The 21,696-nt window shown below is 43.1% G+C and carries 14 protein-coding genes; 13 read left to right on the top strand and 1 reads right to left on the bottom strand.

All coding sequences use genetic code 11. The annotated features are described in order from the left end of the window. Position 1: 1 nt before the first annotated feature. From AC59JO_RS26645 to AC59JO_RS26605, 9 genes are all read left to right on the top strand, one after another. Entirely contained in the window at positions 2-2,002 is a 2,001-nt protein-coding gene (locus AC59JO_RS26645) for a TonB family protein (RefSeq protein WP_497309283.1), read from the top strand. Positions 2,003-2,106: 104 nt separating this feature from the next. Then, positions 2,107-3,114: a LamG-like jellyroll fold domain-containing protein gene (locus tag AC59JO_RS26640; protein ID WP_497309281.1), complete on the top strand. Its 1,008-nt coding sequence runs from the start codon at positions 2,107-2,109 to the stop codon at positions 3,112-3,114. Positions 3,115-3,404: 290 nt separating this feature from the next. After that, positions 3,405-4,034, top strand: a complete 630-nt coding sequence (locus AC59JO_RS26635) for a class I SAM-dependent methyltransferase (protein ID WP_413670899.1) — start codon at positions 3,405-3,407, stop codon at positions 4,032-4,034. Beyond that, positions 4,034-5,161, top strand: coding sequence for a glycosyltransferase (locus tag AC59JO_RS26630; protein ID WP_497309279.1), 1,128 nt, complete (start codon positions 4,034-4,036; stop codon positions 5,159-5,161). The genes AC59JO_RS26635 and AC59JO_RS26630 overlap by 1 nt, the downstream gene beginning before the upstream one ends. After that, positions 5,162-6,646 (top strand): lipopolysaccharide biosynthesis protein, encoded by a 1,485-nt coding sequence (locus AC59JO_RS26625; RefSeq protein WP_413670901.1) that lies wholly within the window; start codon positions 5,162-5,164, stop codon positions 6,644-6,646. 323 nt (positions 6,647-6,969) lie between these two features. Then, entirely contained in the window at positions 6,970-9,006 is a 2,037-nt protein-coding gene (locus AC59JO_RS26620) for an Ig-like domain-containing protein (RefSeq protein ID WP_497309277.1), read from the top strand. Then, positions 9,003-10,001, top strand: coding sequence for a PorP/SprF family type IX secretion system membrane protein (locus AC59JO_RS26615; RefSeq protein WP_413670903.1), 999 nt, complete (start codon positions 9,003-9,005; stop codon positions 9,999-10,001). Before AC59JO_RS26620 ends, AC59JO_RS26615 begins: the two co-directional genes overlap by 4 nt. Position 10,002: 1 nt before the next feature. Continuing rightward, entirely contained in the window at positions 10,003-11,952 is a 1,950-nt protein-coding gene (locus AC59JO_RS26610) for an OmpA family protein (protein WP_497309275.1), read from the top strand. 120 nt (positions 11,953-12,072) lie between these two features. Next, a complete protein-coding gene (locus AC59JO_RS26605) occupies positions 12,073-12,975 on the top strand; it encodes a glycosyltransferase family protein (protein ID WP_413670905.1) in 903 nt (300 codons plus the stop codon). 401 nt (positions 12,976-13,376) lie between these two features. On the opposite strand, the gene AC59JO_RS26600 is transcribed toward AC59JO_RS26605, so the two are convergent. Beyond that, on the bottom strand, positions 13,377-14,570 hold the full coding sequence (locus AC59JO_RS26600) for an anhydro-N-acetylmuramic acid kinase (protein WP_413670906.1): 1,194 nt from the start codon (positions 14,568-14,570) through the stop codon (positions 13,377-13,379). 116 nt (positions 14,571-14,686) lie between these two features. Here AC59JO_RS26600 and nagB point away from each other — a divergent pair, with 116 nt between their 5' ends. The 4 genes from nagB (at position 14,687) to AC59JO_RS26580 (ending at position 21,488) form a co-directional block, all read left to right on the top strand. After that, the gene (gene nagB / locus AC59JO_RS26595; RefSeq protein ID WP_497309272.1) at positions 14,687-16,606 is read left to right on the top strand and encodes a glucosamine-6-phosphate deaminase; all 1,920 of its coding nucleotides are present in this window, start codon (positions 14,687-14,689) and stop codon (positions 16,604-16,606) included. Between the two features lie 270 nt (positions 16,607-16,876). After that, a complete protein-coding gene (locus tag AC59JO_RS26590) occupies positions 16,877-17,995 on the top strand; it encodes an acyltransferase family protein (RefSeq protein WP_497309270.1) in 1,119 nt (372 codons plus the stop codon). 1 nt (position 17,996) lies between these two features. Next, entirely contained in the window at positions 17,997-18,554 is a 558-nt protein-coding gene (locus AC59JO_RS26585) for a DUF2059 domain-containing protein (RefSeq protein WP_497309268.1), read from the top strand. A gap of 72 nt (positions 18,555-18,626) precedes the next feature. Continuing rightward, complete coding sequence (locus tag AC59JO_RS26580; RefSeq protein ID WP_497309266.1) at positions 18,627-21,488, top strand: M16 family metallopeptidase; 2,862 nt, start codon at positions 18,627-18,629, stop codon at positions 21,486-21,488. Positions 21,489-21,696: the final 208 nt, after the last annotated feature.

Genomic DNA, 21,696 nt, shown 5'->3' with positions numbered 1-21,696 from the left:
TATGAACTGGTGGCAATATTTATTACTGGTAAACATATACCTGTTGCTGTTTTACGGGTTTTATGTGCTTTTGCTTCGTAAAGAAACCTTTTTTCAGCTTAACAGGCTTTACCTGGTAAGTGCCGCTTTGTTATCATTTATGATACCTGTTATCCAGGCCGATTGGGTTCAAAACCTGTTCATTACCCAACAGGTGAAGTATACCCTGTATGCCAGCCCGGTATTGGTTTATCACTTTAAACCTATAGAAGAATCGCCGGTTAGTATAGGGGAGATATTGTTCCTTTTGTATATCGCAGGCATTGTTTTTTTATCAGGCAGGCTGATTTGGCAGCTGTTTAGGCTAAAAAAGGCGATCAGCCAGCCCGATTCACCGGTATCTTATTCTTTTTTCAAAAAGGTAAAATTAAATGCTGATGGTGAGGCTAATGAAGCAATAGCCACGCACGAGGATGTACACGCCAAACAATGGCATTCGGCCGATGTGCTGCTGGTTGAGCTGGTGATGATCATCAACTGGTTTAACCCGATAGTATATTTCTATCGCAGGGCAATAAAACACATCCATGAATTTATTGCCGACAGGCACGCAGTTGAGGCCGGCACCGATAAGGCCGATTATGCTATGCTATTGTTAAGCCAAACATTTAATACGCCGACACATGGCCTGGTTAATTCATTTTTTAACAAAAGCCTGTTGAAAGAACGTATCATTATGCTGCAAAAAAATAAATCGCACCGCACGGCACTTATTAAATACGGGCTGTCGGCTCCATTGTTTATTTTGATGATGGTGCTGTCATCAGCTACAATTAATAACAGTGATACCATTACGGTTATCAACACTAAAGCCGATAAAGTTTTCTCAACCCCGGCCAGTAAAGTAACAGAGATTACTATTGATGAGCCTCCTAAACCTGAGAGGCCGGTTGCCGCAGCTGATACCTCACCGGTATATACCTCGGTTGCCAGTTTGCCCGAATTTCCGGGAGGGTTGGAAGCCTTTGGCAAATTCCTGTCTTCAAATATCAAATACCCTGCGTCGGCCCGTGAACAAAAAATCCAGGGAAGGGTGATCATAACCTTTATTGTTGAAAAGGATGGCTCGCTTTCAAGTGAAAGGATTGTAAGAGGTATTACAGATGATCTGAACAACGAAGCGTTAAGGGTAATGATGCTGTCGCCGCGATGGAAGCCGGGAATGCAAGGTAACCGCCCTGTAAGGGTTCAGTATTCGGTACCGATCAACTTTGCACTCGCTCCCGATGCCGACACTGTAAAAACGGTTGCTCCGGCAAGATTTTCTATAGCTTCGGCCCAGTCAGGCCCTGATGCTGTATTCACATCAGTTGAGCAGGTACCGGAATTCAAGGGAGGTATAGAAGCCTTCGGTAAGTTTTTGATGACTAACATTAGATATCCAAAAGCCGCCCACGACAATAATGTTCAGGGAAGGGTGATTATCACTTTTGTTGTTGAAAAAGACGGGTCGCTATCAAACATGAAGGTTGTGAGAGGGATAGGCTCAGGTTGCGATGAAGAAGCCGTGAGGGTGCTAAGTATGTCACCGGCCTGGAAACCGGGAATCCAGAATGGAAAGCCCGTAAAAGTTCAATATTCTGTGCCCATAAGCTTTACACTGACAGATGATAAATCGGCAAAACCCGGCGAAAATAAAACCGGGGATGTTGTAAATCCATCAGGCGGAGACAGGCCAATATATGGCGGGTTGGTTGTTGATACAACGAAGCAGCATGTAATAGTTAGTGACAAGTATAGTGGTAAATCAGCGCCTTTAATTATTATTGATGGGGTAGCCCTGGCCCAGGGCGCATCGTTAAATAGAATTAACCCGAACGATATTGAACAGATAAGCGTGTTAAAAGATAAAACTGCTGTTGCTATTTATGGGGATAGGGCCGTAAATGGTGTGGTGCTGGTTACTACAAAAACAGCGGCCAGGAAAAAAGCAGCTACGGTTAGTCCGGTGAAAAACAATTGATTTCATCCCCCGGTAATTTACTGCCTTTCGGGTCGTGGCGAATTTTGACGTAGTATTAGTCTATTGATGTAAAGGTTTATATCTTTGTGGCAAAACCTTATTACATGAAAAAAAGAATGCCTCTTGTATGGGCTTTAGTAACTATTGCTATTTATTCTTCTTGTCACAAAGAGCAAAACAATCCCACTCCTCAGCCTGTAAAGCTTCAAAATATAGCCATTACGGATACTTTAACGGCTTACATTGGTAATGTATTGCAAATGGATTTGAAGGTAGATCCTGTTTCATTTGATACCTCAAAATTTTCATGGCAATCTTCTGATACTTCGATTGTATCTGTTTCTAAAACAGGAAAGATCACGGTTAAGAATGAAGGTACCTCAAAGATATCGGTTACTGATTCTGCCAAAACAAAATCAGCCACTTGCCTGGTAACGGTCAAAGACAGTTTAAGTATTGGCTTGCTGGCTTACTACCCTTTTAATAATAACCTTAACGATTTTTCGCCTTATAAAAATAATGGCAAAGCTAATGACATATCCTCAACAACTGATAGGTTCGGAAACGCAAACAGTGCTTTCTATTTTAATGGATCGAGCAGCTATATTGTTGTAAAAGATAACCAGGCATTACGTTTAAGCAATACCAATATTACCTTAAGTACGTGGGTTAAATTAGATGAGTATAATTACTCTTATGGTGTTAATTTGCTAACAAAGCACTATTCAGGCGTTGAAAACGGATGGGCCTGGGGTATCACAGGCTATGGATTTTCAACCTTGGGTATTGTAACTTACGGCACAGGTGGTGGCAGTGCCGCTGCCCGCGGAACTCAGGTAATTAGCCTGAACCAATGGCATTTGGTTACCAATGTTTACGATGTATCCAAACATCAGCTAAGCATCTATGTTGACGGCATGCTTGATACCATAACAAATAATATGCCGGCGCCTAACATGAACACAGATGCCGACCTGTACATTGGGCGCGATAATCCGGGTGTTTCATGGGAAGGGTACCTTGTACGCGGCTCTATGGATGAAGTAAGGATTTATCACAGAGCGTTAAGCGCTTATGAGATCCATAAACTGTTTGTATCAAAAAAGTATTAAAATTTATACGGGTAATTTAAAGATAAAAGGACCAGTGGCCGACACTTGGTCCTTTTATTTTTTAGGGCATAAACAAACCTGGTGTTACACACCATCGTGCTGTTTTTAGTTAAGATTTATTTATTTTATTGACTGTTTACCGGCAGCTTTTATTGCTTATAGGCAAGTATTGGGGCAACGCATGAAGTATTTTTAACAATCAGCAAAAACATGTATTTTTGGCGGATATGACTCGCAACAGCCGGCTAAATCCAACCCTTTTCTCAACGCGATATGTACATTTAACAAAGTTGCGTAATGCAACTTTAAAAGCAATACAGGATTTAACCGATGCTGATAAAGGCCTCGTGCTTATTGATTTTGGTTGCGGTGATATGCCCTACAAATCGGTTATTGAACCCATGGTTGGTAAATATATCGGTGTTGACCTGGATATTAACCCGTTGGCCGACTATCATATCGATTACGATAGTAAAACCACTTTGCCTGATAATTTTTGCGATATCATTCTGTCCAACCAGGTATTGGAGCATGTTGATTCACCGCATAGCTATCTTTCTGAGGCTTTGCGTATTTTGAAACCAGGCGGTAGCATTATATGTACAACACACGGCTACTGGTACTATCATCCAACCCCCTATGATTATTGGAGATGGACAAGTGCCGGTTTGCGTAAAACTATTGAAGCCGAAGGTTTTAAAATTACCTCATTTCATGGTATTATGGGGCTTGCAGCAAGCGGCATCCAGCTTTTCCAGGACGCCATATTACTAAAGCTGCCTAAATTTCTGGCCCCACCTTTTGCGTTTGTGATGCAAAGTTTTATCCGTTTGTTCGATAAGATCCACTCGCAGCCCCAGCGCGATCGGGATGCTTCGCTGTATGTGGTCATCGCACAAAAAAATGTCGAAACTGTGTAATGGAGCAATTTAACCTTTGCATCATAAAGCCCAATAAAGACGCTTTTTCTGAAACCTTTATACAAGCGCATGTCGATAGGTTGGCCGGTAATAAAAAAGTATTGTACGGTGGCGCCTTTCCGGTTTATGATCAAGACGGGAAAACGCTGATCCGCTCAAAGCTGGGCTTGCTCAGCTATCTTATCCAAAAGCGGATTTTCAAGAAGGAAAATATCGGGGTACGTACCCGTGCCCTGTATAAATATCTTAAAGAGTACAATATTGATGTTGTGCTTGCCGAATATGGCATGGTGGGCGCATCTGTTGCTGAAGCTTGCAAAATGGCTGCTGTTCCCCTGGTTATTCATTTTCATGGGGCCGACGCACATCACAGGCCAACTATAGCCAAATATTTGCCGCTTTATCCTCAGGCCTTTGATTATGCTTCGGCAATTGTGGCGGTATCAAATGATATGGTTGAGGCTTTAAAAAAAATGGGTGCCCCGGCATCAAAAATAAAGCTTAATCCTTACGGGGTTGATGGAACTAAGTTCCCGCTGATAGATATATCAAACTCTGGTCCTGATTTTTTGTCGGTTGGCCGGTTTGTTGAGAAGAAATCGCCGCTATCGGTTATCAGGGCCTTTAAGCAGGTGCATTTAAGTTTTCCGGAAGCCCATTTATGGATGGTAGGCGATGGGCCTCTTTTGGATAATACCAGGCAACTGGTATCAGAACTTGGCCTTTCCGATAGTGTAACATTAACCGGTGTAATGACATCAGCTGAAATTCGTGCACTTATGGAAAAAGTACGGTGCTTTGTACAGCATTCGGTAACGGCTGCCGATGGTGACATGGAGGGAACTCCCAATACCATTCTTGAAGCAGCTTCTGCAGGCCTGGCTATCGTAAGTACAGCACACGCCGGAATAAAAGAGGCTGTGGTTGACGATGTAACCGGCTTTCTTGTTCCTGAATATGATATAGACGCTATGGCAGCTAAAATGAAGCAAATTGCCGGCGATATTAAATTAGCCGCTAAAATGGGGTTGGCTGCTCATGATCACATTGTCGAAAACTATGATATAAATAAGCGCATTGCTTTGCTTGATAATATTATCCAAAGCAGTATCACCAATAAAAATTAAATGAACCTATTACAAAAACAAGGATTTTTTAATAGCCTCATATTGTATGCCGGGGTAGCGTTGGGTTTCTTTAACCTCATCATTCTTTTTCAGCGGGTACTTACTACTGAGGAAATAGGTTTTTTTATTTTAATGGGCACCATATCCCTGCTTTACGCACAGTTTGCCGGCTTAGGTATTGGTAATATTATCCTTAAGTATTTTCCATATTATCGCAGCGAGGATAAAAGGCATGGCGGGTTTGCATCTTTCGTAGCCGTTTGGAGCCTGATTGGTTTCGTGATCTTTACTATACTTTTTGTTGTATTTAAAGATGCCATTATTGATTATTATAAGGATAAAAATGGCGCTTCGCTGCTAATCAAATATTTTTATTATCTCATTCCATTATCGTTTTTTACACTGGTGTTTTCGGTGCTGGAAAACATGGCGCTAACTGTATTTAAAAATGTGTTGTCGTCCTTTTTGCGCGAAGTGGGGTTGCGTTTGTTTACAACTGCCAGTGTTTTATTAATAGCCATTAAGCTGATTGACTATCGTGGGTTTTTACAGATATACATAACGGCAAACCTAATAGCCGTATTGGTGTTGCTGGCTTACATAAGGAAAGGCAAACATTTTAAGTTTTCATCAGTCGGTACGCAATTGCTGAGTGAAAGAAAAACATTTCTCAGCTATGGCATTTTTACTGTGTTGAGCGGTAGCTCCTTTGTAATGATCCAGAATCTTGATACCCTGATGCTGAGCCTGCTTACCAAACAATCATTTAGTTATGTAGGGATTTATGGTACGTTTTTCGCCATCGCAGTAGTTATTAGTTTGCCGGCTAAAGCATTGAGCCGTACTTCGCTGCAGATCATATCCCAGTCGTGGGTTACTAATGACCTTGCAAAAATTGGTAAAATCTATTACAAAACATCGGTAGTACAGATGCTTATAGGCTGCCTGTTTTTTATTGGTTTGGTTATCAACAAGCAATTTATTATCATGTTGCTGCATAAACACGACTACACAAGCTATTTCAATGTGTTTATTGTGGTGGGCGTAGCATTTTTGGTTGATATGACCGGCGGTTTAAATGGTTATATCATGAATGCATCTAAATATTACAGGCTTACCACTGTTTTTATAGTATCGGCAGTAGTACTGTGCGTATTATCAAATTTGATCCTGATACCACGGATGGGCATGATGGGGGCTGCCTTGTCATACCTGATCACCATGTTTGTGCTAAACTTTGCGTACTGGCTATTTATTAAAATGAAGTTTAACCTACAACCCTTTGCAAAAGCCCACCTTTATATTTTAATGATTTTTGCGGCTTGCCTGCTTATCGGGCTTTACCTGCCTTCGTTAAAAAATGTATACCTGGATATGGTTTACCGTTCGGGCATTATCGGTGTGGTGTACGTGTTTCTTGCCTACGTTTTAAAAATTTCAGAAGATATTAACCTTTTATTCGATCGTGTCCTGAAAAAAGCATAAACCAGGGAAGCATCGTGTGCTGAGATATCCAAACCAGCCCTCACGTGGTATATCTCAAACTATTCCCCGGATCACGTTTATACGATTTAAAAGTTTCTTGATAATGTGAACATTATAATTGTTTGTACCGTACAACAGGGCAGGATACCGTTGCAATGTGACGTTATGTTTAAACCTGGATTAACAATAATACATTTTATTAGCCCCCAATTGAGTTAAATTAATTTTGATTTGCTTTAAAATGTTTATTGTTTTCGGTTAAAATATTCTGAAAATTTAATAATATGAAAGATAATTATTATCATTATCCGTTAATTTAAGCTATGCACCCTGAACCTGCACGTTTGCATAAAACGTTTTTATGGGCGATGTTTTGCCTGTTTTTTTTCCCATTCGCTGGCTTTAGCCGGGCGTTTGAATCTCCATTGCCCCTTCATACAGATATAAGATCTGTTGAAACGTCATTTGCTCCATATGCTTTAACTGCTGCGCCCCTGCAGGCAATTACCATTTGTTCGGCTGCTGCTGCCGTACTTAACGGCGATGTAAAAACGCCAACTCCTAATAGTTACCTCTGGCAGATAAACAGTAACGGTAATTGGGTAAATGCACCATCTGCAAATACAATGAAAGATTATATAACATCATCATTAGTAAACAACTCTGCAGCAAGTATAGTGTATAGTTTGCGCAGGCAAACCACTACCGGTGGTGTTGTTGCCTATGATTCATTTTATGATGTTACAGTTAGGCCAATCAGGGCAGTGAGCAATAATTTTATTAATACACCTGCTGTTACTCAATTCTGCAGTACAGGTAATCCTACTAATATTACGGGAAGTACGGCTGCCGGCGGAGATGGTACTTTTTCATATCAATGGCAATCATCAACAGATGGCGTAACCTTTACTGATATTGCAGGGGCTACATCAAAAGATTATGATCCACCTGTTTTAAATAAGTATACTTATTACCGCCGGGTGGTAACATCGGGCGCATGTACAACAGCCTCTGTCAGTAATGAGATTACTTTCCAGGTTTCACCTCCACCCCCTCCTCCATCACCAGTTGCATCTAATGTAACCATTTGCCAGGGAACCCCGGCCACCCTTGCAGTTGGCTCACCACAGTCGGGATTAACCTATAACTGGTATGATTCGCCGGCTAAAACTACGTTACTTGCCACGGGTACATCTTTCACTACTCCTGTTTTGAATGCCAGCCGGAGTTACTATGTTGAGGCATCCAACGGCACCTGCGGCAGCACACCAACAACTATAGTAGTAACAGTTGTGTCATTACCAGCTGTACCGCAATTTGCACAAAGCACCGTTAGCGTTTGTTCCGGTTCCACAACAACAATTACTATACAAAATGCACAAAGCGGCGTTGTTTACAACTGGTACAGCAGCGCAACCGACGCCAATATTTTACATACCGGAACAACTTACACAATTACCAATGTAACAGGCTCGGTATCTTATTATGTGCAGGCTGTAAATGCCGGTGGCTGCAGTTCATCCGCGCGGGGTACGGTAAGTTTATCTGTAGTTACCTTGCCAGTGGTTACGGTAAGCAGTTCGGGCACTTCCATTTGTCCGGGTACCAGTGCCACCTTATCTGCTTCATCGTCGGATGCAGCTGCAATAATATCATGGTATGACGCACCTACAGGCGGAACCCTGCTTGCTAAAGGCAACACGTACACTACCGGTAACCTAAGCACCGCCAAAAATTATTACGTAGAAGCTACAAACGCCACCGGATGTAACAGTAACGGCAGGGTTACGGTACAGATACAAATGACCAAGCCGCTTGATCCTCCTGTAGTAACTGTAGGGGAAGTAACATCATCGAGCATAACTTTTCAATGGAGCGCGGTAAGCGGCGCAACAAGTTACCTGGTAAGTACCGATAATGGTTTAACTTATGTTGAACCAAATTCGGGAAGCGCAGGTTTAACGCATAAGGTGAGCGGCCTTGACCTTAACCAGTCGGTAACAATTAGGGTAAAGGCTTTGGGTGCTACATCCTGTACGCTCAGCGAGGCTTCGGCAGCGGTAACGGCATCCACTATTGATAATAATAATGTGATATACGTGGCCAACAATTTTACCCCCAACGGCGATGGAAATAACGATATCGTTTATGTACACGGCAAAAATATAAATACGCTTTCCTTTTATGTTTATGACCAATGGGGGCAATTGCTTTTTACCTCAACCGATGTTAGCAAAGGATGGGACGGTTATTTTAAAGGCTCATTAATGCCCGTGGGCGTATATGTATACTATTTAAAAGCAACAATGAATAATGGGGCGCAATTGACTAAAAAAGGAACAATTACGCTATTACGATGAAAAAATTACTACTAATTATTTCCATAGCGCTGCAGCTTGCAGTTGCCGGAACAGTGAAGGCGCAGGTTGATCCGCATTTTTCACAGTATTATGCTTACCCGCTTTGGCTAAACCCGGCGCTTACCGGTGTTTTTGATGGCGATACGCGCCTGTCTGCCAATTTCAGGGACCAGTGGACAAACATTAGCAATGGTTACCGTACAGCCGGGGTATCAGCCGATTTTAAGCCGACTGATAAAGTTGGCATTGGCATTAATGTACTTGATCAAAAGGCGGGTACCGCAGGTTATAATTATTTTACAGCTTACGGGTCATTTGGTTATGGGATAACTCTATCCGGCGATGGTAACCAGCGTTTGCATTTCGGTTTACAGGCAGGCGTTATCAGCCGCAGTTTTGACCCGGGAAAGCTCCAGTCTGATAACCAGTATGATCCAAACAGCGGCTTTGACCCAACATTGCCCAATTTTGAAAATTTTGGATATTCATCAAAAACGGTATTTGATGCCGGCGCCGGTATCTATTATTACAATGCCGACCCGATGAACAAAGCCAATTTTTTTGGCGGGCTTGCCATTAACCACATCAATGATGTAACTGATCCTTTTGCAGCCGGTGGTATTAGCAGCAAGCTGCCTATGCGGTTTACTGCACATGGCGGTATCCGGATCAAGGCATCTGATTTTTTTGACCTCATCCCTAACGTTGTTTATATAAAACAGGGACAGGGTGAAATCAAAGCCCTTGGTTTATACTCCGAGCTTAAATTTGCTGATGACAACGGGCTTGTACTTGGTGGTATGATGCGCTTGCAGGACGCTGCAATTGCCAATGTTGGCTACCATATCAAGCAGATGGTTATCGGCGCCAGCTATGATTTTAATACTTCGGGGCTTCGCGCGGTTACATCTGGCCGCGGCGGTTTTGAATTATCAATAAGCTATATATTTAGTCGCTATACCGATTCTCCGGCCCCAATTTGTCCAAGGATATAATATGAAAAAACTATTACCTTATATTTTACTATCGTTTTTTCCGGCGGTTTCATTTGGGCAGGCAAAAAATTTCAAGGCTCTGGCCGACACTGCTTTTAACAGGCATGAATACTATACTGCAGCCTATTATTACAGGCATATTGCTGATGGTACAACCATTGAATCCAAAAACAGCGTGCCTTTGGTATCAAATAAAAAAAGTGGCTCAAAAAAGGAAACAACTAATCAGTACATAATTTATCAATTGGCCGAGTCATACCGCTTGTATAAGGATTATACCGATGCTACTATCTGGTATACCAAAATGAGTGAGATAGGATCAGCCGGGAAATATCCTTTAACCCCGCTTTGGTACGGTATCTGTTTGCAGGCAAACGGGAAATATGATGACGCGCTTGTTCAGCTAAAGCAATTTGCAGCAAATAACCAGGATCCTAAATATACTGTTCTGGCTAATAAAGAAATTACTTCATGTGAGTATGCCTTAAAACAATTGGAGCATCCGCGTGCCGTTGATGTATCTCCTTTGGTATTTTTAAATAAAGATCAGGGCGACTATGCCCTTACCGTGAATTTGGGCCGGTATTGGTTTACCTCATCCCGTATGGTTGATAAGGATAAGTTTTTCACCAACAGGATTTACAGTTCGGCTATTTTAGATTCGACAAAAGCGCTTGCTACAAATTTTAACGCTTTTGATAAGGAAGGGCAAATAGAATATGCAACACCTTCGCTTGATGGCACCGGGACTAAAATGTACCTCACCCGCTGGTATAAAAAGAATGGAAAAACGGTATCTGCTATTTATTACAGTAGGTTGGTGAGCAGCATTTGGCAACAACCGGTAAGGTTAAACAGTACCGTGAATGCCGAAGGCTATAATTCTAAACATCCTTTTGTTAGTGCCGATGGCAGGCGCTTGTTCTTCTCATCCGACAGGCCGGGGGGCGAAGGCGGCGACGACATTTGGGAAAGTAACCTGGATGATGACGGGCAGCCAAAAACGGTGAGCAATTTGGGTAATGTTGTAAACACACCTTATGATGAGCAATCGCCCTATTATGACGGGCCGGATAAAGTGTTGTTTTTTAGCTCGAACGGTTTTACCGGTATGGGCGGCTTTGATGTTTACCGCAGTGATGGTGACTTTGGCCATTGGACGGCTCCAGTTAATTTGGGCTATCCGGTTAACTCATCTAAAGATGATTTGTATTACAGTATTGATCCAACCAATCCAAACAAGTTTTATCTGAGCTCGGCCCGCGGTTCTGATTGTTGTTTGAGTTTATTCACCGGGCAATACAAGTTTTTATACATCAGCGGCCGCGTAATTGATTGCCACACTAACAGTGGTATGGCGGGGGCGAGGGTGATCCTTAAAGACCCTAATGTTAAAATGGGTTTGGTTGCAAAGGTTACTGACGACAAAGGGGACTATGTTTTCCAGGTAAAAGAAAAGCTGCCGGCCTATAAACTGGAGATTTCACAAAAGGGGTATTTTACTAAAGTTGTCCCTGCACCTTTAGTAAAGCCGGGTATTGACACGCTCATTAACCCAGAAACTTGCCTGCAGAATTATAAGGTTAATGTGCCGATAGTTATTGAAGATATTTATTTCGATTTTGGTAACGCCCATCTCCGGGCCGAATCATATGATGTACTGGATAAACTGGTTGCCATAATGAACGATAACCCTAAAATAAAGATTGAGCTTGGCTCACACACCGATAATATAGGTAGCGACGCAGGTAACCTGAAATTATCGCAGGCGCGCGCCGAGACTTGTGTTGATTATCTGTTGCTTAAGGGAATTAAATCAAGCCGTATTACAGCCAAAGGTTATGGCAAAAGGATGCCTATTGCACCTAATAAATTACCTAACGGAAAGGATAACCCGGCGGGCAGGCAGTTAAACCGTCGTACCACATTCACCGTAAAATCGGCAGACTAAAAACAAATTATTTTATTTGTTGGCGATGGCAAGGTTATGATATAATTTTGTCTTCGCAAGTTAAATGCCCTGCTACATGCAGGGCATTTAATTTCAATACCGATCTGCTGAAATCATACCATGCAAAATCTTGCCCCAATAGCTCTTTTTGTTTATAACCGGCCCGATCATACGCGCCGTACCATCAGTTATTTGCAGCAAAATTTGCTGGCCGATGAGTCGCGCCTGTACATTTTTTGTGATGCGGCTAAAACTGATGCCGATAAATCAAAGGTTGAACAGGTAAGGCAATTGGTACAGGATGTAAGCGGTTTTAAATCGGTAAAAGTTGTTTTACGCTATCAAAACCTTGGCTTGGCCGAATCCATCATTAGCGGAGTTACGCAATTGGTATACGAATATGGCAAAGTGATTGTGTTTGAGGATGATTTATTGTCCTCGCCTTATACCCTGCAATATTTCAACGATGCCCTTACAAAGTACGCAAACCAGGAGCAGGTAATGCATATTGGCGCATATATGTACAATCTGCATGATAAAACCCTGCCCGAAACTTTCTTTTACCGCGCTGCTACCAGTTGGGGCTGGGCAACCTGGGCCCGCGCCTGGAAAAACTTTGAGCCCGATGTTGATAAGCTGATAGCGCAGTTTGATAATCTGAAAATAGCCCGCTTTTCGATAGAGGGGAAAATGAATTTCTGGAAACAGATTGAGCAGTTTAAAGCAGGCAAAAATAACTCATGGGCCATCCGTTGGTACGCCTCCATCTTTTTAAAGAACGGGTTAACGCTAAACCCATCACAATCGCTGATTCAAAACATAGGCCACGATGGTACCGGTGTACACTCCAATAATGAAGATATATATCACGTGCAAATGGCCCGTAAACAGGTAACACAATTCCCTGATGTGATACATGAAAATGAACAGGCTTACAGGGCTATCAAACATTTCCTGGCTAACAGAAAAGGAACATTGTTACAGCGGGTGAGGCGCTTTGTGAGGCAGCAGATGGGGCGTTGATTTATGTTTGAATATCTTTTAATAGTCTCATGAGTAAAAGGTGTCATTTCGACGAACCCAAAGGGATTTGTGTGCCGGAGGTGAGGAGAAATCTTCTACGCCCTGCTTTTATAGGTATTGACGTCCCCTCAGGGTCTCTCGTAGGTTTAGGTTAACCCACAAAATTCACCAACCTGAAATTTCAATAGGAGGCACCTACGGAGCCCCAAAATATCCTCTTTTAAGACTATAAACACGTGGCCCCTCTGGGGCCGGCAAGGTTTTACAACGTAGTGAGGTATTAATTGAGATGCTTAAGGACAGATGTACCAGAAGTACAAAAGATACAAAGCCGCTCTGCAAGTCGGGGATTACTTCGTTCCTTATAATGGCGATTTTTTTATTAGTGTTTAAGAATATCTTTAAACCGGGAAACAAAATTTCCCCATCAACACCGCGGGGTTAGTGCCAATCCTGAGCGGTTCTCCACATAAGGCCTCATTACCTAATAAAGCAAACAATATCGCTTCCTTGGCATCAGGATTAATCCCCAGCGCATTGCTGTCTTCAATCAAAACCTCTGGCAATAATTTTTTTAATTCACCAACAACAAACGGATTTCTCGCACCGCCACCGCTGGTGAAAATTTTAATATGATCGCCCGCAATGTTTTCCTTAATAAAAGCAGCTATAGATGCTGCTGTAAAAGCGCTTAGGGTACAAATAAGGTCTTCATTACTAATGGCACCTATACCCGATTGTTGTAGTGCTTCAGTAACCATATTAAGGTTAAGCAATTCTGGTCCTGTAGTTTTTGGGGCTTTCTCTTTAAAAAATGGATGGGAGAGGAGCGCTGTCAACAGATCTTCGTTTATGCTTCCGCCATAAGCTATTGCCGAATCTTCATCATAAGGTTTATCAAAATACTTACGGCAAGCTGCATCAATGAGTGTATTACCGGGGCCTATATCTGTGCAAAGGATGCGGTTAAAATCGCCATCGCCAGGCAGCCAGGTTAAATTGGCAATGCCTCCGATATTTAAGAGTACCCGGTTTTCGCCGGTTTTGTGGCCCAATAACACATCGCCATATAATGCCAGCGGTGCACCTTCACCTCCGGCAGCAATATGCTTTTGCCTAAAATCGCTAATAGTTAAGATCCCGGTTTTTACAGCAATATGATCCCCGTCGCCAATTTGCAGGGTGGCGTTAGGTGAGCTTTTGTGTTGATGTAAACGCTGCGGCGCATGGTAAATGGTTTGGCCGTGACTGGCGATGAAATCGACGTTGTGTGGCTCGATATTCCATTGGCTCATTGCCTGCAGTATTAACTCCGCGTGATAGCTACCGATATAAGCATTGAGTAAAGTCACTTTTTCAAGATCGATATTGCGCTTTGCAAATACCTGCTGAACATCCTGCTTAAACTCATTCGGGTAGGGAATGGTGATAAATTGTAACAGCTTAAAATGAGTGTTTAAACCATGACCTGTAAACTGGCAAAGCGCAATGTCAAGTCCATCTAACGAAGTTCCCGACATCAGGCCGATACCCAATTTAGACGGTTTTTGTGCGATGCTGCACAGGCACTGCAGGTTGTGGTTCAGTGGTATCATGGGCTTAAATTACTATTTGTGCGGCAACTGCAAAAGTTAAAATAAAAGCTACGCTATTTAAATATCTGATATATTTGTTTTGAACAACTAACCTCATTTTACATTTCCTAAAATTCATGGCACGATTAAATTTATTGGAAGAGACGCGTTACGAGAAGTTACCTGTGAGCGTGTACAACAACCAGCATGAAGCCTCGGTGGCTGTAGCTAACCGGATAGCCGATCTGATCCGCACAAAACAAGCTAAAGGCGAGAAAGCGGTATTAGGGCTTGCTACGGGTGTAACCCCTATAGGAGTATACGCCGAACTGGTAAGGCAGCACAAAGAAGCAGGTTTGAGCTTTAAAAATGTGATCACTTTCAACCTGGATGAGTACTACCCGATGAAACCCACAGCAGCGCAAAGCTATGTGACGTTTATGTATGAAAACCTGTTCGGCCATATTGATATCGATAAAACCAATGTGCATATCCCCGATGGCACGCTGGATAAAGATGCGGTAGCGGGTTACTGCCTGGCCTACGAAAAGCAGATAGAAGAACTGGGCGGATTAGACCTGCAAATTTTGGGTATCGGCCGTACAGGCCACATCGGTTTTAACGAGCCGGGTTCAGCACCAAACTCTGGCACCAGGATGGTTACCCTGGATGATTTAACCAGGAGTGATGCTTCAAGGGATTTCGGTGGTAAAGCGAATGTGCCAACCAAAGCTATTACCATGGGTATTGGTACGATCTTCAAAGCAAGGGAAATCATATTGATGGCCTGGAGCAAGAAAAAAGCACCGATCATCAAGAAAGCAGTAGAAGGGGAGATTTCGGGTGAGGTACCTGCAACTTATCTGCAATTATCACAGCATGTGGAATTTGTATTGGACGAGGCAGCGGCTTCAGAATTAACGAGGTTTGATACCCCATGGTTGGTGAAAGATTGTGTATGGGATAGCCAACTGAAAAAGAAAGCAGTGATCTGGTTAGCCAACGAGATCAATAAACCGGTACTGAAACTAACCGAAGAAGATTATAACAACCATGGTATGGCGCAGCTTGCTGTAGAGCAAGGCCCGGTATACAATATCAACATTGATATCTTTAACCAAATCCAGCATACCATCACCGGCTGGCCGGGCGGTAAACCGGATGCGGACGATTCGCAAAGACCGGAAAGGGCATTGCCGGCCAAAAAACGTTCAATCATTTTTTCACCGCACCCTGATGATGACGTGATTTCGATGGGCGGTACATTTATCCGCCTGGTAGACCAGGGCCATGATGTACACGTAGCGTACCAAACCTCGGGCAATACCGCGGTATGGGATGATGATGTGTTGAGGTACATGGAATTTGCCATTGACTTTACCAACAGTATTGGCGAAGACACTACTCATCTTCAGAAATCATATGAAGATATGCGTGCCTTTTTCCCAACCAAACAACCAAACGAAATTGACACCCAGGAGATCCGCAATGTAAAAGGCTTTATCAGGAAAACAGAAGCGATTTCAGGTGCAAGGTATGCAGGTTTACAGGATGATCATATTCACTTCATGGCCCTTCCCTTCTATGAAACAGGCAAAACCAAAAAGAATTCAGTAGGCGAGGAAGATATCCAGCTGACTATCGATTTGCTGCAGAAAATAAAACCACAACAAATCTTTGCGGCAGGTGATTTTGCCGATCCTAACGGTACCCACTTGGTGTGCTTCAAGATCATCTTAGCTGCACTGGAAAGATTAAAAGGTAAAGAAGCCTGGGTAGAGGATTGCTGGTTATGGATGTACCGCGGCGCATGGCATGAGTTTGAAACTTACGAGATAGAAATGGCGGTACCATTGTCGCCACAGGAAGTGATCCGCAAACGTAATGCGATTTTCAAGCACCAGTCGCAGAAAGACAGGCCGGTATTCCCGGGTGATGATGCAAGGGAATTCTGGGTACGTGCGGAAGACCGCACCCGTGACACTGCTCAACGCTACGACCGCCTCGGTCTTGCCGAATATGAGGCCATGGAAGCGTTTAAACGATATATGTTTTAAGAACCCAGCGCCGGTGTTGTCACGGGCGCTTTGCACAATTTACCATGAGCACACGATGAATAAAGCCCATCTTTAACAAATATGTCATTTCGATAGAGCAGTGGGCTGGTTTAAGCACAAGGGCGAAAGAGAAATCTTATACGCCCTGTATGCAAACTATACATCGCGGCTTTGTAGGGCGTATAAGATTTCTCCTCACCCGCTCGCGCATTCCCGTCGCGCTGTTCGTCGAAATGACAATTGATATTGGATAACGATCAGACAATATTTATGACCTCAACCTCAACCATAACCGAAAAACCCAAACGGCTCCTTTCCCTCGATGTATTTCGCGGGATAACCATCGCCATGATGATCCTGGTAAATGATCCCGGAGACTGGGGGCACATCTACGCGCCATTGGAACATTCCAAATGGAACGGCTGCACACCTACGGATCTGGTTTTTCCTTTCTTTTTATTTATGGTTGGCGTATCAGTTATCTACGCTATGGAAAGTAAAAAGGCAACTGTATCGCATCGTAAACTCATCCTGAAAGCGCTACGCCGTACCGTGATCCTGTTGCTGATCCCGTGGATAACCCAACTGATATTTCACCCCGATGGCGGGTTGGCTCATTTACGTTTGCCGGGTGTGCTGCCGCGCATAGCGCTGGTGTATTTTATCAGCACGGTGCTTTATCTCAAGACATCACAAAAAACACGCGACTGGATTTTTGCCATCGCGCTTATCGGGTATTTCATCATCATGACCTTTGTACCGGTACCGGGTGTAGGCTATGCCAACCTTGAACCCGAAACAAATATGGGGGCGTGGATAGACAGGCTGGTATTTACCCCCGATCACCTTTGGCGTGAATCACACACCTGGGACCCGGAAGGTTTACTGGGTACTATCCCCGCAGTAGCCACAGCTTTGCTTGGCATACGTGTTGGCAGCTGGCTTAAACGTAAAGACCGTGACGACCAGGTAAAAACCAACTGGATGTTTGTGTATGGCACAATTGCTGTGATGGCAGGCTTATTTGGGGATTTGTTTTTCCCAATTAACAAAGCCCTATGGACAAGCTCATTTGTATTATATACCGGTGGTCTGGCTACCATTGGCCTGGCACTGAGTTACTGGCTTATCGATATCCAGGGATATCAACGTTTTACCTATCCATTTGTGGTATTTGGAACAAATGCCATTGCGGCTTATGTGCTTTCGGGTTTTATCCCGCATTATATGGGGATGATCAAAATAGGCGGCTCCTCTATTTATCAAACATTTTTTGCGCCTTATTTTTCGCCTGTAAATGCTTCGCTGCTAAGTGCTATATTTACGGTACTCATTTTATGGGTGGTGATGTGGGTATTCTACATCAAAAAAATCTTTATCAAAATTTAAAATGAACCTAAAACTTAAACTTATCGTACTTGCGGGTGTAATCCTGTTTTCTTTTTCAAGCGCAGAAGCGCAAACAACTAATCAAACTATTACCCCGGCACATTTAGGAAAAGCCGTACAAATGCTTCAGTCTATAGGTATCGATAAACAGTTTGATAACATGGTAAACAATCTGATAACGGCATCAAGCAGCCAGATGCCTGAAAATAACCGATCGGGTTATATTAAAGTTATGAAAACCTTTATGGGCAAATATTTTACCTGGGATTTGCTTAAGGATAAAATGGCCGCTATTTATGCCAATGAATTTAGCGAAGAAGAACTTGGCCAGATAACGGCCTTTTATAACTCGCCAATAGGGCAAAAAGTAAGCTCAAAATTGCCCTCTTTGATGCAAAAAGGGATGATGGTTGGCCAGGAAGTAGTTGGTCAGCATAAAGACGAGTTACAGCAAATGATGGAAGCTGAGTTTGCTGATAAAAATGATCCGCCTGCGGTAAAAGAACAGGTATCCCCTGCCGCTAACAAACCGGCCTCAAAAGCACCTGTAAAACATTAAATTTCCAGAACCATACTTTGTAACTAAGATTTTCGTTTTGCATCTTAGTACCCTGATTATTCAAACTTTATAATGAACCTGAACAAATACGTTCCGTTAGCCTTGTTGGCTTTAACCCTTTCGGCGGGTAGTGCTTTTGCACAAGTTAAAAAGAAACCTGTTCCATCTCCTAAAAATAAACCCGGAGCTCCGGCAATTGCTCCTAAAAGCGATGTTTTACCGGTTGATCAAAGCGTGATCATTGGCAAACTGTCCAATGGTTTAACTTATTATATCCGTGCCAATGCCGAGCCTAAAAGCAGGGCCGAGCTTTATTTGGTTAACAAAGCCGGGTCGGTTTTGGAAAATGATGATCAGCAGGGATTGGCTCACTTTACCGAGCACATGGCTTTTAATGGTACGCGCGATTTCCCAAAAAATCAAATGGTTGACTATTTGCAAAAAGCAGGTGTAAAATTCGGTGCCGATTTAAATGCTTACACTTCATTTAATGAAACCGTGTTTCAATTGCCTTTACCAACTGATACGGCCAGCGTGTTTGAAAAGGGATTCAATATACTGGCCAACTGGGCAGGTTATGTAAGTTTTGATCCCTCCGAAATTGATAAAGAACGCGGTGTTGTTTTGGAGGAGGAACGCCTGCGTGGTAAAAATGCGCAGGAACGCATTCAACAACAAACGTTACCAGTATTGCTTAATAACTCAAGATATGCGTTACGTTTGCCTATTGGTAAGGAAGATATCCTGAAAAACTTTAAACCCGAAACCATCAAGGCATTTTATCAAGACTGGTACCGCCCCGATTTGCAGGCGGTTATTGCCGTAGGCGATTTTGATCCTAAACGTGTTGAGGCGCTTATTAAACAAAATTTTTCGCAACTTAAAAATCCGGCTGCTGAAAAACCGAGGACAAAATATTCGGTACCTGCTACACCGGGTACAGCGGTAAAAATTGTTACCGATCCTGAATACCCGTACACCATAGCACAAATCATTGTTAAACATCCCGGCACTGTTACCAAAACCACCGGCGATTATATGCAGCAGGTAAGGGTGCAACTGTTTAACCAGATGCTTAACGCTCGTTTAAATGAGTTGCTTCAAAGACCTAATCCTCCGTTTTTATACGGTCGTACCAGTTACGGTAATTTTATAGGCGATCAGGATGCTTATACTTCATTGGTTGTTGCTAAACCGGGCGAACTGGAAAAGGCAGTTAAAGCCGTAGTGGCCGAATCAGAGCGCGCCCGTAAATTTGGCTTTACCCTTACCGAACTGGAGCGCGCCAAGCAGGATGCGCTGGTAGGCATTGGTAATGCTTATCGTGAAAGAGATAAAACACCATCGGCAAATTTTGTGCGTGAATACCAGGCCAACTTTTTAACCGGTGAAGCTATTCCGGGCATCGACTTTGAATACAATTTTTATATCGGCAATATCTATAAAGTTAGCCTGGCGGATATGAATGCCATGGCCGGCAAATTTATCAGCGATCAAAACCGCGTTGTGATAGTACAGGCCCCGGATAAAGAAAAGGCTAATTTACCCGATGATAAAACATTGCTGAACTGGATTGCCACAGGCGGCCAAAACGTTACTGCCTATGTTGACAACGTATCGAGCGAGCCGCTGCTGGCCAAAATACCTGAAGGTACCAAAGTAGCTAAACAGGATACAGACGAAGCCATAGGTACAACCACCCTTACGTTAGGTAACGGATTAAAGGTGATATTAAAGCCAACAGATTACCGTAACGATCAGATCCTGATAAGCGGATATGCTTTTGGGGGTACATCGCTGGCAAGTGATGACGAATTTACATCGGCAAACCTGGCTTCATCTATTATCAGCGGCAGCGGTATAGCACAGTTTAACCAGGGCATGCTTGATAAAAAGCTGGCAGGCAAAAACCTAAGTATTTCGCCTTATATCAGTGAGTTTGCACAGGGCATTTCCGGAAATACCTCACCTGCCGATTTTGAAACCGCACTGCAATTGATTTACCTATACTTTACCCAGCCCCGTAAAGACAAGGATATCTGGGATGCCAATATGGAGCAGACCAGGGCCGTACTCACAAACCGCGGTCTTGACCCGGGAAGTGTTTACCAGGATACGGTGTCGGCTGTATTGAGTAACTATAATTTCCGCGGTATGGTTACAACTATTCCAAGGCTAAATGCGGCAACGCTTGATAAAGCTTACGATTTTTATAAAAAACGCTTTGCTGATGCCAGTGCCTTTACCTTTACGCTGGTTGGCAACTTTGATGTAGAAACAGTTAAACCCTACCTTGAGCATTATCTTGGCGGTTTGCCGTCAACCAACAGCAAGGAAACCTACAAAAACATGAATATCCAGCCGCCGGCGGGTGTGATAACTAAAACAGTAAATAAGGGCGTAGGAGACAAAAGTACCGTACAGTTGATTTTCAGCGGCGACTATGATTACAACGAAGCTAACAACATACAAGTTGATGCGCTTGAAGAAGTACTCAACATTAAACTGATTGAACGTTTGCGCGAACAGGAAAGTGGTGTTTATGCGCCGGGTGTAAGGGCAAGTTACCGCAAAATTCCGGGCGCCCGTTATTCATTTACTATTTCTTTTGGTTGCGCTCCCGAAAACGTGGATAAGCTGATCAATGCCACAATGGAAGAAATAGGTAAAATCAAACAGAATGGCGCATTACCGGCGGATATCCAGAAATTTGTTGCTGAAGAAGCCCGTTCAACACAGCAACAGCTTAAACAAAATGTTTTCTGGACGGGCTATCTTGCCTCATCGTCACAAAATGGTGAAAACCCGGATCAGATCCTGGCCCACGTAAGCAGTCTTGAGCAAATAACCCCTCAAACCACTAAAGATGCTGCCAACAAATACCTGAGCGGTAAAAATTTGATTAAACTGATTTTAATGCCCGAAAAAAAGTAAGGTGATAATAAAATAAAGAAAGGCTTTGCTGAATCAGCAAGGCCTTTCTTTATTTTATGTAATCGTTGTCATTTCGATAGAGCAGCGAGGGGAGGAGTGTTAGGGCGAAAGAGAAATCTTATACGTGGTGAAGTGCACAAATTCAATTTGGTAGCCGGGCGTATAAGATTTCTCCCGTTGGTCGAAATGACATTTTATTGAGTTAAAA

The sequence above is a fragment of the Mucilaginibacter sp. A5337 genome (genome assembly GCF_059690695.1).
The sequence above is the reverse complement of the archived record's forward strand: the minus strand, read 5'-3'. Positions and strand labels throughout refer to the sequence as shown.

Bases quoted from the DNA above. Each gene is read 5' to 3' on its own strand.
- AC59JO_RS26605 (WP_413670905.1), top strand. From the start codon at position 12,073: ATGCAAAATCTTGCCCCAATAGCTCTTTTTGTTTATAACCGGCCCGAT.
- nagB (WP_497309272.1), top strand. From the start codon at position 14,687: ATGGCACGATTAAATTTATTGGAAGAGACGCGTTACGAGAAGTTACCT.
- AC59JO_RS26590 (WP_497309270.1), top strand. From the start codon at position 16,877: ATGACCTCAACCTCAACCATAACCGAAAAACCCAAACGGCTCCTTTCC.
- AC59JO_RS26630 (WP_497309279.1), top strand. From the start codon at position 4,034: ATGGAGCAATTTAACCTTTGCATCATAAAGCCCAATAAAGACGCTTTT.
- AC59JO_RS26640 (WP_497309281.1), top strand. From the start codon at position 2,107: ATGAAAAAAAGAATGCCTCTTGTATGGGCTTTAGTAACTATTGCTATT.
- AC59JO_RS26585 (WP_497309268.1), top strand. From the start codon at position 17,997: ATGAACCTAAAACTTAAACTTATCGTACTTGCGGGTGTAATCCTGTTT.
- AC59JO_RS26645 (WP_497309283.1), top strand. From the start codon at position 2: ATGAACTGGTGGCAATATTTATTACTGGTAAACATATACCTGTTGCTG.
- AC59JO_RS26580 (WP_497309266.1), top strand. From the start codon at position 18,627: ATGAACCTGAACAAATACGTTCCGTTAGCCTTGTTGGCTTTAACCCTT.
- AC59JO_RS26600 (WP_413670906.1), bottom strand. From the start codon at position 14,570: ATGATACCACTGAACCACAACCTGCAGTGCCTGTGCAGCATCGCACAA.
- AC59JO_RS26620 (WP_497309277.1), top strand. From the start codon at position 6,970: ATGCACCCTGAACCTGCACGTTTGCATAAAACGTTTTTATGGGCGATG.
- AC59JO_RS26610 (WP_497309275.1), top strand. From the start codon at position 10,003: ATGAAAAAACTATTACCTTATATTTTACTATCGTTTTTTCCGGCGGTT.
- AC59JO_RS26615 (WP_413670903.1), top strand. From the start codon at position 9,003: ATGAAAAAATTACTACTAATTATTTCCATAGCGCTGCAGCTTGCAGTT.
- AC59JO_RS26625 (WP_413670901.1), top strand. From the start codon at position 5,162: ATGAACCTATTACAAAAACAAGGATTTTTTAATAGCCTCATATTGTAT.